The sequence below is a fragment of the Mycobacteroides sp. H001 genome (assembly GCF_001440005.1).
Classification (GTDB): Bacteria; Actinomycetota; Actinomycetes; order Mycobacteriales; family Mycobacteriaceae; genus Mycobacterium; species Mycobacterium gwanakae.
On the sequence record NZ_LJYH01000047.1, the window covers coordinates 51,998 to 65,016 of the forward strand.

Here is a 13,019-nt window from a genome sequence, read left to right on the forward strand (position 1 = left end):
GCCAGGCTAGCCGCCTCCCGGCGAATGTCGACTTTTGGCGGCGTCCAGTCGCACTTTCACACCAAAAGTCGACTTTCGGCGAGAGGGAATGGCCGGGTACGCCGCACAATGGACGAATGCCGTCCCACCCGATGTTCACCCCCACGCAGTTGGCCGCACGTGCGGCATACCTGCTGAGGGGAAATGACAGGGGGACGATGACCAGTGCCGCCCCCAAGTTGTACCCACATATGTGGAGCTGGGACGCGGCTTTCGTGGCGGTCGGCCTGGCGCCGCTGAGCGTCGAACGCGCCGTCACCGAATTGGACACCCTGCTTTCCGCGCAATGGGCCAACGGGATGATCCCGCACATCGTCTTCGCGAACGGGGTCGACGGCTACTTTCCCGGGCCCGCGCGCTGGCGCACCTCGGAACTGGCGGTGAACGCGCCGTCGAATTACCAGACATCGGGCATCACCCAGCCACCGGTGCATGCCATAGCGGTGCAGCGCATCTTGGATCATGCGCGCCGCCGTGGCCGGAGTGCGCGCGGCATCGCGGAAGCCTTCCTGGACCGGCGCTGGGCAGACCTGATGCGGTGGCATCGATGGCTCGCCGAGTCCCGCGATCAGAACCAGCACGGGCGCATCACCCTCTATCACGGGTGGGAATCGGGAATGGACAACTCGCCGCGCTGGGATGGCGCGTACGCCAATGTTGTTCCCGGAGAGCTACCGCCGTATGTGCGGGAGGACACCGCAATCATCACCGACGCCTCGCAGCGCCCCAAGGATGCCGAGTATGACGTCTATCTGTGGCTGCTGGAAGAGATGAAGTCGGTGGGGTACGACGATGCCCGGCTGCCGGACGTCATGAGCTTCGTCATGGAAGACGTGTTCGTCTCGGCAATCTTCGCGGTGGCCTGCGAGGTACTGGCCACCATTGGTGAGGAGCACGCGCGCCCGCGAGCCGATGTGCGTGAACTGCACGGCTGGGCCAAGCGGTTCCGTGCCGGGGTAATCGATACCACAGAAGAACGTAGCGGTGCCGCAAGGGATTTCGACGTCAAGACCGGCAAGTGGGTGGCGACCGACACGGTGGCCATGTTCGCACCGCTGCTATCTGGAGGGCTGCCGCGTGCGCAGGAATTGGCGCTGCTGCGGCTGCTGGAAGGACCACGTTTCTGCGGCCACCCGGATCTGCGGTACGCACTGGTGCCGTCGACGTCGCCGGTATCCCGGGACTTTCGTCCGCGCGAGTATTGGCGGGGCCCGGTGTGGCCGGTGCTCACCTGGCTGTTCTGTTGGGCGTTCGAGCGGCGTGGATGGAGTGAACGGGCGTTCCTGCTCCGGCAGGAGGGTTTACGGCAGGCGGGCGACGGCTCCTTCGCCGAGTACTACGAACCGTTCACCGGTGCGCCGCTGGGCAGCATGCAGCAATCCTGGACGGCTGCAGCGGTTCTGGACTGGCTGGGCTGAGCGCTCAGTCTTGTCCGGCGAGGCGCCGCAGCAGTGGCGTCATCCGGAATGCCACCAACTCGTGCATGGCGATCGCGATCGACGTACGAGTGATGCCGGGGATGTCGAGGATGTTCCCGGCGATTCGGTATAGATCGTCGCTGTCGACGGCCACCACCTTGATCATCAGATCGTCCGCGCCCGCCAGACCGTGCACCTGCACCACCTCCGGCACGTCGGCTAGCGCCACGCCAATCCCCTTGAGCTGATGTTGGTCGATGCGTGCGGTGACGTAAGCCGTCATGGGATAACCCATCGCGCGCGGCACGATCTGGTGGTCGATACCGGCCAGCGCCTCGTGCTGGTCCCAGCGGGTCAGCCGCGCTTGCACGGTGTTGCGGGACAGATTCAGTCGCTGCGCCAGCTCCACGCCGGACGCGCGGGGTGTTTGCGTGAGCGCGAGTAACAACTTCGCATCAGTGGCATCCAGAGTGGTCATAGAGCGCAGTATCGCACAGAATTGACCCATAAATCTGAGCACTATGCACAATGTGACACGCATCGGTTGCGCAGTATGACTATCTGATGCACTGTGAAGCAAGACACACCTCTGCGGTGACGGTCAGGCATGGACAGTGCATCAGATGGTTAGCGAGGCGGGTATGGAAACCATCCAGCTTCTGGATCCGGAAGGCAACCGGGTCGAGGATCCGGCGTATGGGCCGCTGGTCGCGGATATCGACGACCAGCAGCTTGTCGCGCTGTATGAGGACATGGTGGTGGTCCGCCGCATCGACACCGAGGCCACGGCACTGCAGCGTCAGGGTGAGCTCGCGCTCTGGGCGCCGCTGCTGGGTCAGGAGGCCGCTCAGGTCGGTTCCGCGCGTGCGCTGGCACACGATGATTTCGCCTTCACCAGTTTTCGCGAGCACGGCGTCGCCTACTGCCGCGGTATCGAACCCACCGCCATGCTCCAATTCTGGCGCGGCTCAACGCAGTCGGGCTGGAATCCGCGCGACCACAATGTCACCGCACCCGCGATCATCGTCGGTGCGCAGTCGCTGCACGCCACCGGATACGCGATGGGTGTCAAATTCGACGGTGCCGACTCCGCGGTCATCGCGTACTTCGGCGATGGCGCGACCAGTCAGGGCGACGTGTCGGAGGCTTTCGCCTTCGCATCGAGTTTCGGTGCGCCCGTGGTCTTCTTCTGCCAGAACAACCAATGGGCCATCAGCGAGCCGGTGCGGGTGCAGAGCCATCTGCCGCTGGCCGCGCGCGGCACCGGATTCGGCGTGCCGGGAATCCAGGTGGACGGCAACGACGTGCTCGCGGTGATAGCGGTGACCCGTGCGGCGCTGCGGCGCGCGCGCGAGGGTAGCGGGCCCACTCTCGTCGAAGCGGTCACCTACCGGATGGGGCCGCACACCACGTCCGATGATCCGACCAAGTACCGCAATTCCGCCGAGCTTGAGGAGTGGCGCGCCAAAGACCCGCTGTCGAGAGTGGAAAAGTATTTGGAAAGACTTGGAGTGCTGACAGATTCGGAGAAGCAGCGCATTGTGGCCAAGGCCGATGCGGTGGCTGCCGAAATGCGCGCGGGATGTCTCGGCACCATCGAGCCGACCGCCGCCGACATGTTCAACCACGTGTACGCGGAACCACATTCGCTTGTTGCCGCGGAACGGCGCGACTATTTGGAATATCTTGCCGGCTTTGAGGATGAAGGGATCGCATCATGACCAGAATGACGATGTCCGGTGCCCTGAACGCGGGTCTGCGTGCATCCCTGGAAGACGACGACAAGGTGATCGTCATGGGGGAGGACGTGGGCAAGCTCGGCGGCGTCTTCCGGGTCACCGACGGGCTGCAGAAAGACTTCGGTGACCATCGAGTCATCGACACGCCGCTGGCCGAATCCGGAATCATCGGCACCGCGGTGGGCTTGGCCATGCGTGGATATCGCCCGGTGTGCGAGATCCAATTCGACGGCTTCGTGTATCCGGCTTTCGATCAGATCGTCAGTCAGGTGGCCAAGCTGCACTACCGCACCAAGGGTGCGGTGGGCATGCCGCTGACCATCCGCATCCCGTTCGGCGGTGGAATCGGTGCGGTGGAACACCATTCGGAATCGCCGGAGGCCTACTTCGCCCACACCGCGGGCCTACGGGTGGTGGCGTGTGGATCGCCGCAAGATGCCTACGACATGATCCGCCAGTCCGTGGCGTGCGACGACCCGGTCATCTTCTTCGAGCCCAAGCGGCGCTACTGGGAGAAGGGTGAGGTCAACCTGGAAGACACGGCGGCCACGGCCCTTTCCCTGTCGTCCGCCCGCATCGTCCGGCCTGGTACCGCGGCCACGGTGGCCGCATATGGCCCGATGGTCGCCGTCGCCACCGCGGCGGCGGAAATGGCCGCGGCCGAGGGGATGTCGATCGAGGTCGTCGATCTGCGCTCCCTTTCGCCGGTCGACTTCGAGACGCTGGAGGCCTCGGTACGCAAGACGGGCCGGCTGGTGGTGGTCCACGAAGCATCGGTGTTCATGGGATTGGGCGCCGAGATCGCGGCACGCATTACCGAGCGGTGCTTCTACCACCTGGAGGCGCCGGTGCTACGGGTCGGTGGTTTCGCTCTCCCGTACCCCGCCAACAAGGTGGAGCATCACTTCCTGCCCGATGCGGAGCGGGTGATGGACGCCGTCGACCGCGCTATCGCCGCGTAGGAGAGGTGCGAAATCCATGGCAGTCAAACAGTTTCTGCTTCCGGACCTCGGTGAGGGACTCACCGAAGCTGACCTGATCGCCTGGAAGGTGAAGGTCGGCGATGCGGTGAAGCTCAACCAGGTGCTCGCCGATGTGGAGACCGCGAAGGCGATGGTCGAGCTGCCGTCGCCGTACGAGGGAACGGTGGTGGCCCTGGAGGCGGCGGAGAACTCGACCCTCGCGGTCGGGTCGCCGCTGATCTCGATCGAGGTCGCCGGTGCCGAACCTGACGAGCCCGCGAACCTGGTCGGCTACGGCCCGTCGGAGTCGACGGGCCAGACCCGCCGTCGGCGTCGCGCGGGCTCGGCCGCCCTCGCCCTCGTCGAACCCGAAGTACCGGTTGCCCCACGGGAACCGGTGCGGGCCGCCGCGAAACCGTCGGTGCGCAAACTGGCCGCCGAACTGGGCGTGGCCCTCGACCTGATCAGCGGCACGGGGATCGGGGGCAGCATCACCCGTCAGGATGTGGAGGCCTATACGCGCAGTCTTACCGCGCGCGCTCCGCAGGCTGAGCCCCCGGTCCCGGCCCCGGTGGGCGGAGAGACGCGGATTCCCATCGCGGGCGTCCGCAAGCATACGGCGGCCGCCATGGTGCGCAGCGCCTTCACCGCGCCCCACGTCACCGAGTTCCTCACGGTCGATATGACCGCGACGATGGAGCTACTGGCCGAGTTGAAGGCGAAGTTCCCCGACCTCAAACTCACGCCCATGACGTTGGTCGCGCGGATGGTGCTGCTGACTCTGCGGTCGCACCCCTCGCTGAATTCCACCTGGGATGAGCAAGCCGGCGAGATCGTCATCAAGCATTACGTGAATCTCGGTGTGGCGGCAGCGACCGAGCGCGGACTGGTGGTCCCGAACGTGAAGAACGCCAACGGGATGTCGCTGCGTGAACTGGCGATCGCATTCGCGCAGTTGGTGACTACCGCACGCGAGGGAAAGACCGCGCCCGCCGACATGTCCGGCGGAACGTTCACGCTGACCAATATCGGAGTGTTCGGCGTCGATGCGGGTACCCCGATCATCAATCCGGGCGAAGCGGCCATCCTGGCACTGGGCTCGATTGCCAAACGCCCCTGGGTGGTGCACGGAGAACTCGCCGTCCGCGACGTCACCACGCTCGCGCTGTCCTTCGACCACCGACTGGTGGACGGTGAGCAGGGGTCCAAGTTCCTCGCGGATCTGGGTGCGCTGCTTACCGACCCTCGCATGGCACTGGTGGTGTAGCTTCGCTTCTAGCAAACCTCGGGTGGGGATGCTGGGATAGGGGGTGCGGTGATGCGGGCGGCGGCGGTGTTGATCTGCGTGATGGTTGCCTGTGGCGGCTGCTCCCGCGTAGCCGACGGACTCGCCACCCCGCCGCCCGAGCGTGTTGGCCTTTATCCAGAACTGCATGCCATCGGCGGCAAGCTTCCCGGTGGCACGCTGCTTACTGGCTCGCAGATTCGCGAGATATCGGAGTTGCCACGACTAGAGCCGGGGCAGGCAGTGGACGCGATGTTCCGCTCGACCACCGACGCCACCGTGTGCGCGACTGGCTACTCACTGGCGGAGATTGCTTCCTATGAGAAGCACGAGGCGGCGCGCATCGAGTTGTATGTGGAGGAGAGCGAGGTCGCGCGGCTGCATACGGTGGGAAACGCGGTGGTGACCTTCTCCGACGATGCCACGGCTCGACAACAGTTCCAGCGGTTCAACGGTCTGATGGCCAGGTGCGACGCGATCACGAGCGCCACGCATACACAGCGCGATCCCTCCTCATGGAAACTGAGCATCACCAGTGCCGACACCGCCGACGAGGTGGCGTGGACGCGCAGCGTGGTCGACTCGAGCTGGACCTGCTACATGGCTGCACGACAGCGGGCCAACTTTGTGGCATCGTCGATGTTCTGCACCCACGGTTCGGATAACAAGGCGGGCAATGTGCTGGACCGATTGACGCTGAAACTCTCGGGAGCACGGTAATGCGCTGGGCACCAGCCGTTTTACTGACGGCCGCCGCGCTGTTGGCCTCCTGTACACACGCGGTTGAGGGCGACGCGGCGGCCCCCGCCAGGCCGGAGAAGTTGTATCCGGTGCTGCCGCCCAGGCAGGCCGACCTTGAAGATAGGCTTCTGTCGGCATCGGATATCCGTGCGGCAGTAGGCCTTCCGGATATCAAGACTATTCCCGCCGTCGAAACTGTGCTCTCGACGGCCAACACGGTGTCCGACTGTGCATACGGATACTCGTTGGCCACGCGGCAGCAGTACCTGAGCTTCGGTGCGGCGCGCATCCAGGCGTATTCCGAGACGGTCGGAAGGGTTCGCCAGCACACCATAGGGTCAGCGCTGATTGTCTTCGAGACCGCTACCTCGGCAAGTCAGCAGTTCGAGCAATTCGCCCAGCGCATGTCCAGATGCGATGGAGTACATGGGGTTACCTCGGTGAATGGCATCGCGGAGAATTGGACGCTCAGCATCGGGCACAGCGGTCAAGACGAGGTGAACTGGACGCGAACCACTGACCGCTCACCGTGGTCCTGCCGTCTGGTGGCGCGCCAGCGCGCGAACTACGTCGCTTCGGTGATGTTCTGCCGACTCGACCCCAACGATGACAAGACCGAGGCGATGTTCACGCTGCTGCTGGACAAGCTCGCCCGCTGATCCATGGCTGCCGCCTCTTGCGCTATCGGCATCGCTTCTTTAATGTATCGATCGCCACATTAGTCAAGGAGGACTGGATGCTGCAGGACAAGGTCGTCGTCGTCACCGGTGGTAGCCGCGGGTTGGGCCGGGCGATGGTGCAGGCGTTCGCCGCGCATGGCGCCGATGTGGTGATTGCGAGCCGCAAGATCGACTCCTGTAACGAGCTGGCCGCCCAGGTGGAGGCCGAACACGGTCGCCGTGCGCTCCCGGTGGCCTGCAATGTCAGCTCCTGGGAGCAATGCGATGAGCTGGTCGACACCGTGTACCGGGAGTTCGGGCGGGTGGACGTCCTGGTCAACAACGCCGGACTGTCCCCGCTGTACCCCAGCCTGGACCAGGTCTCGGAAGCATTGTTCGACAAGGTCATTGGGGTGAATCTGAAGGGACCGTTCCGGTTGTCGGCCCTGATCGCCACCAAAATGGCGGCAGGAGCCGGCGGTTCGATCATCAACATCAGCTCGATCGAAGCGGTGCGGCCCGACGCCACCGCGTTGCCGTACGCAGCGGCAAAGGCCGGTTTGAATGCCCTGACCCTTGGCCTTTCGCACAGCTTTGGGCCGACCGTGCGCACCAATACCATTCAATGCGGACTTTTCAACACAGATATCGCGGCGGCCTGGCCGGAAGGATTCGCCGAGGCGCTCATTCCCAGCATTCCGTTGCGCCGCGTGGGTGAACCGGAAGACATCGTCGGCGCGGCACTGTATCTGGCAAGTGATGCATCGGCCTACTGCACGGGAACGACGATTCGACTGGATGGCGGCATCCTGTGACCGAGGCCGGCGCCAAGCCGCGTCGGGGCCGTCCGCCCGCGGCCGATGGCGATGCCGCGGCGACCCGCAGGCGGATCATGGATGTGGCAACGGAACTCTTCGCCGAGAAGGGATTTCACGCGACCGGTGTTGCTGAGATCGGCGCTGCGGCCGGTGTACGGGGTGGCGCGCTGTACTACCACATCGGGTCCAAAGAGGAACTCCTCTGGGAGATCCTGCGCAGCTACATCGACGAAATGCTCACCGAGGCTGCGCACATCGCAGGCATGAACACCCCGCCCGCCAAGCGTCTGCGCACTCTCATCGGCTCCTACCTCATCCTTATCGTCAAGTACCGCAAGCAGGTTGCCATCCAGGTCCGCGACGGTTCCGCGCTGACCGGCGAGCGGGCCGCGGAGTTGCAGGGAATGCGTGACGAGTTACAGCGCTGCTGGCAACGCGTACTCGACGAGGGCTACGAAGCCGGGGTGTTTCGCACCAGCGATCACCTGATCACCAACGCGATTCTCGGGATGCTGAACATGGTGGCGGTCTGGTACCGCGCCGACGGCAAGAGCCCGGCGCAGATCGCCAAGCGCATCGCCGACATGGTGGTGGACGGCGTGCATACGGATCGTCCGCATGAACTTCCCATTGAACCCGAACCGACAGGAAGTAACTGACATGGCATGGGATTTCGAGACCGACCCCGAATACCAGGAGCTGCTGGACTGGGCCGAGGAATTCGTCCGCACCGAGGTGGAACCGCTCGATTACGTGTTCCCCAACCCGTACGACAAGTCCGATACCGAGGCCATGGACTACGTGCGACCGCTCAAGGAGGAGGTCAAGCGCCGTGGGCTGTGGGCCTGTCACCTCGGCCCCGAGCTGGGCGGTCCGGGCTTCGGGCAGCTCAAGCTCGCGCTGCTCAACGAGATTCTGGGCCGTTCGGTGTGGGCTCCCTCGATCTTCGGATGTCAGGCTCCCGACACCGGCAATGCCGAGATCCTCGCGCACTACGGCACCGAGGCGCAGAAGGCGAAGTATCTGCAGCCGCTGATGGACGGCGACATCGGGTCCTGTTATGTCATGACGGAGCCGCAGGGCGGGTCCGATCCGACGCTGTTCAAGACAACTGCCGTGCGTGACGGTGATGAGTGGATCCTCAACGGGGAGAAGTGGTTCAACTCCGAGGCGCGGCACGCCGCCTTCTGGATCGTCATGGCCGTAACCAACCCGGATGTCAGCCCGTATCAGGGAATGTCGATGTTCATCGTCGACCCGAACGCGCCGGGGGTGGAGATCGTAAGAAACATCACCGTGCATGGGTTCAGCGAGGACGAGGCCTACACCCGCTTCACCAACGCCCGGATTCCCGCCGAGAACATGCTGGGTGCCGAGGGTGCCGCGTTCGTGATCGCGCAGACTCGCCTCGGCGGTGGTCGCGTGCATCATGCGATGCGGACGGTGGCTCAGGTGCGTAAGGCATTCGACATGATGTGCGAGCGTGTCATCAGCCGGGAAGCACGCGGCGGCACCATCGCCAAGTTGCAGATGACGCAGGAGCGCATCGCCGACAGCTGGATCGAGATGGAGTCATTCCGTCTGCTGGTGCTTCGGACCGCCTGGCTGATCGACAAGCACCAGGACTACCTCAAGGTGCGCAAGGACATCGCGGCCATCAAGGCCGCCATGCCGAAGGTGATGCATGACGTCGCCCAGCGTGCGCTGCACCTGCACGGCTCGCTCGGCGTGTCCGAAGAGATGCCGTTGGCCAAGATGTTCCTGTACTCGGAGGTGATGGGTCTGGTCGACGGCCCCACCGAGGTGCACAAAGTCACCATCGCCAAGGAAGTCCTCAAGGACTACACCCCGTATGAGGGTCTGTTCCCGCCGAGTCACATCCCGGCATTGACGGAGAAGGCCAGGGCACATGTGGCGGCCCGGCTCGAGCACCGGGTGGGCAACCTGTAATGGCGGCTCCGCAGCATGTCGACCCGAAAAGCGTTGATTTCGGTGTTGTTTCGCGCTGGATGGATGAGCAGGGACTTCCGGCGGGTGAGGTGGCGGACGTCTCGGCGATCACGGGCGGCACGCAGAACATCATGGTGCGCTTCACCCGGGGCGGCCGCGAGTATGTGTTGCGTCGGCCCCCGAAGCATCTACGTGAGGCCAGTAACAATGTCATCCGCCGAGAGTCGCGATTGCTGGGAGCGCTACGCGGACAGGGAGTTCCCGCGCCCGAACTCATCGCGGCGTGCACCGACGAGACGGTGCTGGGCGGCGCGGTCTTCTATCTGATGGAGCCGGTCGACGGATTCAATGCCTCGGTCACCTTGCCGGAGCTGCATGCGAGCAGTCCGCAGATTCGGCACCAGATGGGGTTGGAGGCGGTCAGTGGTATCGCCGCCCTGGGGGCACTGGACTATCAGGCGCTGGGACTGGACGGGTACGGCAATCCCGACGGCTTCCTGGAGCGTCAGGTACCGCGTTGGCTCAAGGAGCTCGACTCGTTCAGCAAGCACGAGGGGTACCCGGGCCCGGACATCCCGGGTCTGCAATCCGTCGCCGATTGGCTTGAGCAGCATCGGCCGTCGCGGTGGAAGCCGGGGATCATGCATGGTGATTTCCACCTGGCGAACATGATGTTCCGCAATGACGGTCCTGAGCTCGCCGCCATCGTGGACTGGGAGATGTCGACGATCGGCGACCCGCTGCTGGACTTGGGCTGGCTGTTGGCGACGTGGCCCTCGGATGGCGACGATGCTTCACTGGGTGGAGCACTCGTGCAGGCCGGAGGTCTGCCCACGCCCGAGGAGCTCGTCGCGCACTACGCGGAACGCACGGACCGTGATCTCAGCGCGATCCACTGGTACACCGTGCTCGCCTGTTTCAAGTTGGGCATCATCTTGGAGGGCACGCACGCCCGCGCCTTCGCCGGGAAAGCGCCTGTGGCAGTGGGTGATTACCTGCATGGTCTCACGCTGCAGCTGTTCCGGCGGGCCGGGGCGATTACCGGGTAACCGGTTCGTCGGGCACCGGTGCGCGGCGCCGGGTCAGCCGGAGTGCCACGAAGGCGAGCAGGATCACCGCCCAGGACAGCAGGCTGGTCCACAGCTGCGAGCGGGTGCCGTCCTGAAAGCCCATCGCGACCAGAATCGCGACGATCGCGCCGGCGGTGAGGATCGTTAACACCGGATAACCCCACATCTTGACGATCAGCTTCTCCGGGGGTGTGCGGGGCCTGAGTACCAGCTGCGATATCGCAATCATGAAGTACACAAACAGGATTACCGCGCCGGAGGAGTTGAGCAGGAATAGAAAGACGGTATCTTCGGCGACGTATGCCAGCACCACGCAGACGAATCCGATGAATGAGGACGCCAAGATGGCGTGCACCGGAACACCGCGCGAGTTGACGCGCAGCCAGCTGCGCGGTGCCTCGCCCCGGCCTGCCAACACGAACAGCATGCGGGAGGCGGTGTACATCGCCGAGTTGAGACAGGACAACACGGCGGTGAGCACGACTATCCGCATGATGTTGTCGGCGTGCGGAATTCCCATGGTCTTGAATGCGGTGACGAAGGGTGAGGTGCCCAAAGTGGGGCTATCCCACGGCACGATCACCGCGATGAGGAAGATGGAGCCCACGAAGAAGAGCCCGATTCGGTAGATGACCGAGTTGGTGGCCCTGCTGATAGCCCGTGCGGGGTCCTTGGATTCGGCGGCCGCGATGGTCGCGATTTCCGGGCCGACCATCGAAAACACCACGACCACGATGGCGGAGAAGATCGCACCGGTGCCATTGGGAGCGAACCCGCTCTTGGTGAGGTTGGAGAAGTCCATGTGCTTACCCGGCCACCAGCCCAGTACGAACATCGTGCCGAGGACGAGAAACGCAATGATGGCAAGTACTTTCACACTGGCGAACCAGTATTCGAACTCGCCGTAGGACCGCACCGAGAAGAGGTTGGTGGCGGTCATGGCCACCATGAGGACAAGAGCGATCAGCCACAACGGAAAGTGCGGCCACCAATCTTGGACGATCTTGCCGCCGGCGACTGCCTCGAACCCCACGACGATTACCCAGAAGTACCAGTAGAGCCAGCCGACAGAGAATCCTGCCCAGTCGCCGAGGGCGCGGCGGCTGTAGTCGGCGAAGGAGCCGGTCGACGGATTCGCCACGGCCATTTCGCCGAGCATGCGCATCACCAGCACGATGAGCACACCGGTGATGGCATAGGTGAGGAAGGCCGCCGGGCCAGCCGCCTTGATCGTCGCACCGGACCCCACGAACAGGCCGGCGCCGATGACGCCACCGATCGCGATCATCGTCAGGTGGCGCTTCTGCAACGAATGCTGCAGGCCGCCCTCGCTGGACGATTCCGTGGTCGCCATGGATTCTCCTTACAGCCGGGTAGGTCGATGTTGCACCCCGCAATCGGATCGTGCAGCGCGTTGCCAGGAATTTCGGTGGCACGCGGGTGGTTCCTGGAGGTCATGACCGGCTTCGGTATCTCTACCTCATCGGCCGACGGATACGTGGCCCCCGACGTGCTCGCGCGCGCTGTCGAGGAGCGCGGCTTCGACTGGCTGCTCTTCGACGACCATTCCTACTTCCCGGTCGACACGCCCGATGACATCGATCCGGAGTTCCGGGCGCGGCTTCCGTTGATACGAGACCTTCCGGTGGTGCTCGCCTATGCCGCGGCGGCCACCGAGCATTTGGTGATCGGGTCCGGCGTCGCCCTGTTACCCCAGCGCGATGTGTTGCACACCGCCAAGGCCTGGGCGACGCTGTCAACACTGTCGGGCGGCCGAGCCGTGCTGGGAGTCGGCGTTGGGTGGAATCTGGGCGAGCTACGCAACCACGGCGCCGACCCGACGCTGCGCGGTGCGAAACTCGACGAACAGCTGGTCGCCCTCAAACAGCTGTGGACCGAGGACGTGGCGGAATTCCATGGCAAGCACCTCGATTTCGGGCCCGTCGCCGCGAGCCCGCGTCCACGGACGGCCATTCCGTTGTACGTGGGTGGTCCGAGCCGGGCCGCTCAGTCACGTGCGGTGCGGTTAGGTGATGGGTGGTTGCCGTACGCGGCGACGTCTACCCCCGAGGATGTGCGGGTGGCGCGCCGCCGGTTCGCCGAGCAGGGACGTGCGGATCTGCCGGTCGGTGTGAGTGGCGTGTCCGGGGAGCGGGCTGCCGCTGCATATCTGGATGCCGGCGTGGAGCGGGTGCTCCTTCATCTGGATCCGTTGGGCGAGGACGAGACCCTTGCCGTGCTCGACCAGCTAGCCGCAGTCGCGAATCGGTTGCGGGCCAACAAATAACACCGAGGGCACACCTGACGGTGTGCCCTCGGTGGGTAGAACGAAGAAACA

The 13,019-nt window shown here is 64.4% G+C and carries 13 protein-coding genes; 11 read left to right on the forward strand and 2 right to left on the reverse strand.

Features of this window, described 5'->3' with window-relative positions; genetic code table 11:
- Positions 1 to 116 precede the first annotated feature (116 nt).
- Complete coding sequence (locus AOT83_RS23610; protein ID WP_057963604.1) at positions 117 to 1,457, forward strand: hypothetical protein; 1,341 nt, start codon at positions 117 to 119, stop codon at positions 1,455 to 1,457.
- 4 nt (positions 1,458 to 1,461) lie between these two features.
- On the opposite strand, the gene AOT83_RS23615 is transcribed toward AOT83_RS23610, so the two are convergent.
- Positions 1,462 to 1,935: an Lrp/AsnC family transcriptional regulator gene (locus AOT83_RS23615; RefSeq protein WP_030097660.1), complete on the reverse strand. Its 474-nt coding sequence runs from the start codon at positions 1,933 to 1,935 to the stop codon at positions 1,462 to 1,464.
- Positions 1,936 to 2,098: 163 nt separating this feature from the next.
- On the opposite strand from AOT83_RS23615, the gene pdhA reads away from it, so the two are divergent.
- From pdhA to AOT83_RS23660, 9 genes are all read left to right on the forward strand, one after another.
- Complete coding sequence (gene pdhA, locus AOT83_RS23620; RefSeq protein ID WP_057963605.1) at positions 2,099 to 3,178, forward strand: pyruvate dehydrogenase (acetyl-transferring) E1 component subunit alpha; 1,080 nt, start codon at positions 2,099 to 2,101, stop codon at positions 3,176 to 3,178.
- 11 nt (positions 3,179 to 3,189) lie between these two features.
- Positions 3,190 to 4,158, forward strand: a complete 969-nt coding sequence (locus AOT83_RS23625) for an alpha-ketoacid dehydrogenase subunit beta (protein WP_078284748.1) — start codon at positions 3,190 to 3,192, stop codon at positions 4,156 to 4,158.
- Positions 4,159 to 4,174: 16 nt separating this feature from the next.
- Positions 4,175 to 5,425, forward strand: coding sequence for a dihydrolipoamide acetyltransferase family protein (locus tag AOT83_RS23630; protein WP_057963607.1), 1,251 nt, complete (start codon positions 4,175 to 4,177; stop codon positions 5,423 to 5,425).
- 51 nt (positions 5,426 to 5,476) lie between these two features.
- Positions 5,477 to 6,163 (forward strand): sensor domain-containing protein, encoded by a 687-nt coding sequence (locus AOT83_RS23635; RefSeq protein ID WP_057963608.1) that lies wholly within the window; start codon positions 5,477 to 5,479, stop codon positions 6,161 to 6,163.
- Entirely contained in the window at positions 6,163 to 6,843 is a 681-nt protein-coding gene (locus AOT83_RS23640; protein ID WP_057963609.1) for a sensor domain-containing protein, read from the forward strand. The genes AOT83_RS23635 and AOT83_RS23640 overlap by 1 nt, the downstream gene beginning before the upstream one ends.
- Before the next feature lie 77 nt (positions 6,844 to 6,920).
- Positions 6,921 to 7,658: a glucose 1-dehydrogenase gene (locus AOT83_RS23645; protein ID WP_030097654.1), complete on the forward strand. Its 738-nt coding sequence runs from the start codon at positions 6,921 to 6,923 to the stop codon at positions 7,656 to 7,658.
- A complete protein-coding gene (locus tag AOT83_RS23650) occupies positions 7,655 to 8,320 on the forward strand; it encodes a TetR/AcrR family transcriptional regulator (RefSeq protein ID WP_057963610.1) in 666 nt (221 codons plus the stop codon). Before AOT83_RS23645 ends, AOT83_RS23650 begins: the two co-directional genes overlap by 4 nt.
- 1 nt (position 8,321) lies before the next feature.
- Positions 8,322 to 9,611 carry an acyl-CoA dehydrogenase family protein gene (locus tag AOT83_RS23655; RefSeq protein ID WP_046255361.1) on the forward strand — a complete coding sequence of 430 codons (1,290 nt, stop codon included), beginning with the start codon at positions 8,322 to 8,324 and terminating at the stop codon, positions 9,609 to 9,611.
- Complete coding sequence (locus AOT83_RS23660; protein WP_057963611.1) at positions 9,611 to 10,660, forward strand: phosphotransferase family protein; 1,050 nt, start codon at positions 9,611 to 9,613, stop codon at positions 10,658 to 10,660. Before AOT83_RS23655 ends, AOT83_RS23660 begins: the two co-directional genes overlap by 1 nt.
- Here the strand turns inward: AOT83_RS23660 and AOT83_RS23665 are convergent.
- Positions 10,650 to 12,035, reverse strand: coding sequence for an amino acid permease (locus tag AOT83_RS23665; RefSeq protein WP_075908445.1), 1,386 nt, complete (start codon positions 12,033 to 12,035; stop codon positions 10,650 to 10,652). The genes AOT83_RS23660 and AOT83_RS23665 overlap by 11 nt on opposite strands.
- A gap of 102 nt (positions 12,036 to 12,137) precedes the next feature.
- Here AOT83_RS23665 and AOT83_RS23670 point away from each other — a divergent pair, with 102 nt between their 5' ends.
- Entirely contained in the window at positions 12,138 to 12,968 is an 831-nt protein-coding gene (locus AOT83_RS23670) for an LLM class F420-dependent oxidoreductase (RefSeq protein WP_057963667.1), read from the forward strand.
- Positions 12,969 to 13,019 lie beyond the last annotated feature (51 nt).

What these genes read in the sequence shown, in the direction of transcription:
- AOT83_RS23610 (WP_057963604.1), top strand. Translation starts at nt 117, where the DNA reads ATGCCGTCCCACCCGATGTTCACCCCCACGCAGTTGGCCGCACGTGCG.
- AOT83_RS23615 (WP_030097660.1), bottom strand. Translation starts at nt 1,935, where the DNA reads ATGACCACTCTGGATGCCACTGATGCGAAGTTGTTACTCGCGCTCACG.
- pdhA (WP_057963605.1), top strand. Translation starts at nt 2,099, where the DNA reads ATGGAAACCATCCAGCTTCTGGATCCGGAAGGCAACCGGGTCGAGGAT.
- AOT83_RS23625 (WP_078284748.1), top strand. Translation starts at nt 3,190, where the DNA reads ATGTCCGGTGCCCTGAACGCGGGTCTGCGTGCATCCCTGGAAGACGAC.
- AOT83_RS23630 (WP_057963607.1), top strand. Translation starts at nt 4,175, where the DNA reads ATGGCAGTCAAACAGTTTCTGCTTCCGGACCTCGGTGAGGGACTCACC.
- AOT83_RS23635 (WP_057963608.1), top strand. Translation starts at nt 5,477, where the DNA reads ATGCGGGCGGCGGCGGTGTTGATCTGCGTGATGGTTGCCTGTGGCGGC.
- AOT83_RS23640 (WP_057963609.1), top strand. Translation starts at nt 6,163, where the DNA reads ATGCGCTGGGCACCAGCCGTTTTACTGACGGCCGCCGCGCTGTTGGCC.
- AOT83_RS23645 (WP_030097654.1), top strand. Translation starts at nt 6,921, where the DNA reads ATGCTGCAGGACAAGGTCGTCGTCGTCACCGGTGGTAGCCGCGGGTTG.
- AOT83_RS23655 (WP_046255361.1), top strand. Translation starts at nt 8,322, where the DNA reads ATGGCATGGGATTTCGAGACCGACCCCGAATACCAGGAGCTGCTGGAC.
- AOT83_RS23660 (WP_057963611.1), top strand. Translation starts at nt 9,611, where the DNA reads ATGGCGGCTCCGCAGCATGTCGACCCGAAAAGCGTTGATTTCGGTGTT.
- AOT83_RS23665 (WP_075908445.1), bottom strand. Translation starts at nt 12,035, where the DNA reads ATGGCGACCACGGAATCGTCCAGCGAGGGCGGCCTGCAGCATTCGTTG.
- AOT83_RS23670 (WP_057963667.1), top strand. Translation starts at nt 12,138, where the DNA reads ATGACCGGCTTCGGTATCTCTACCTCATCGGCCGACGGATACGTGGCC.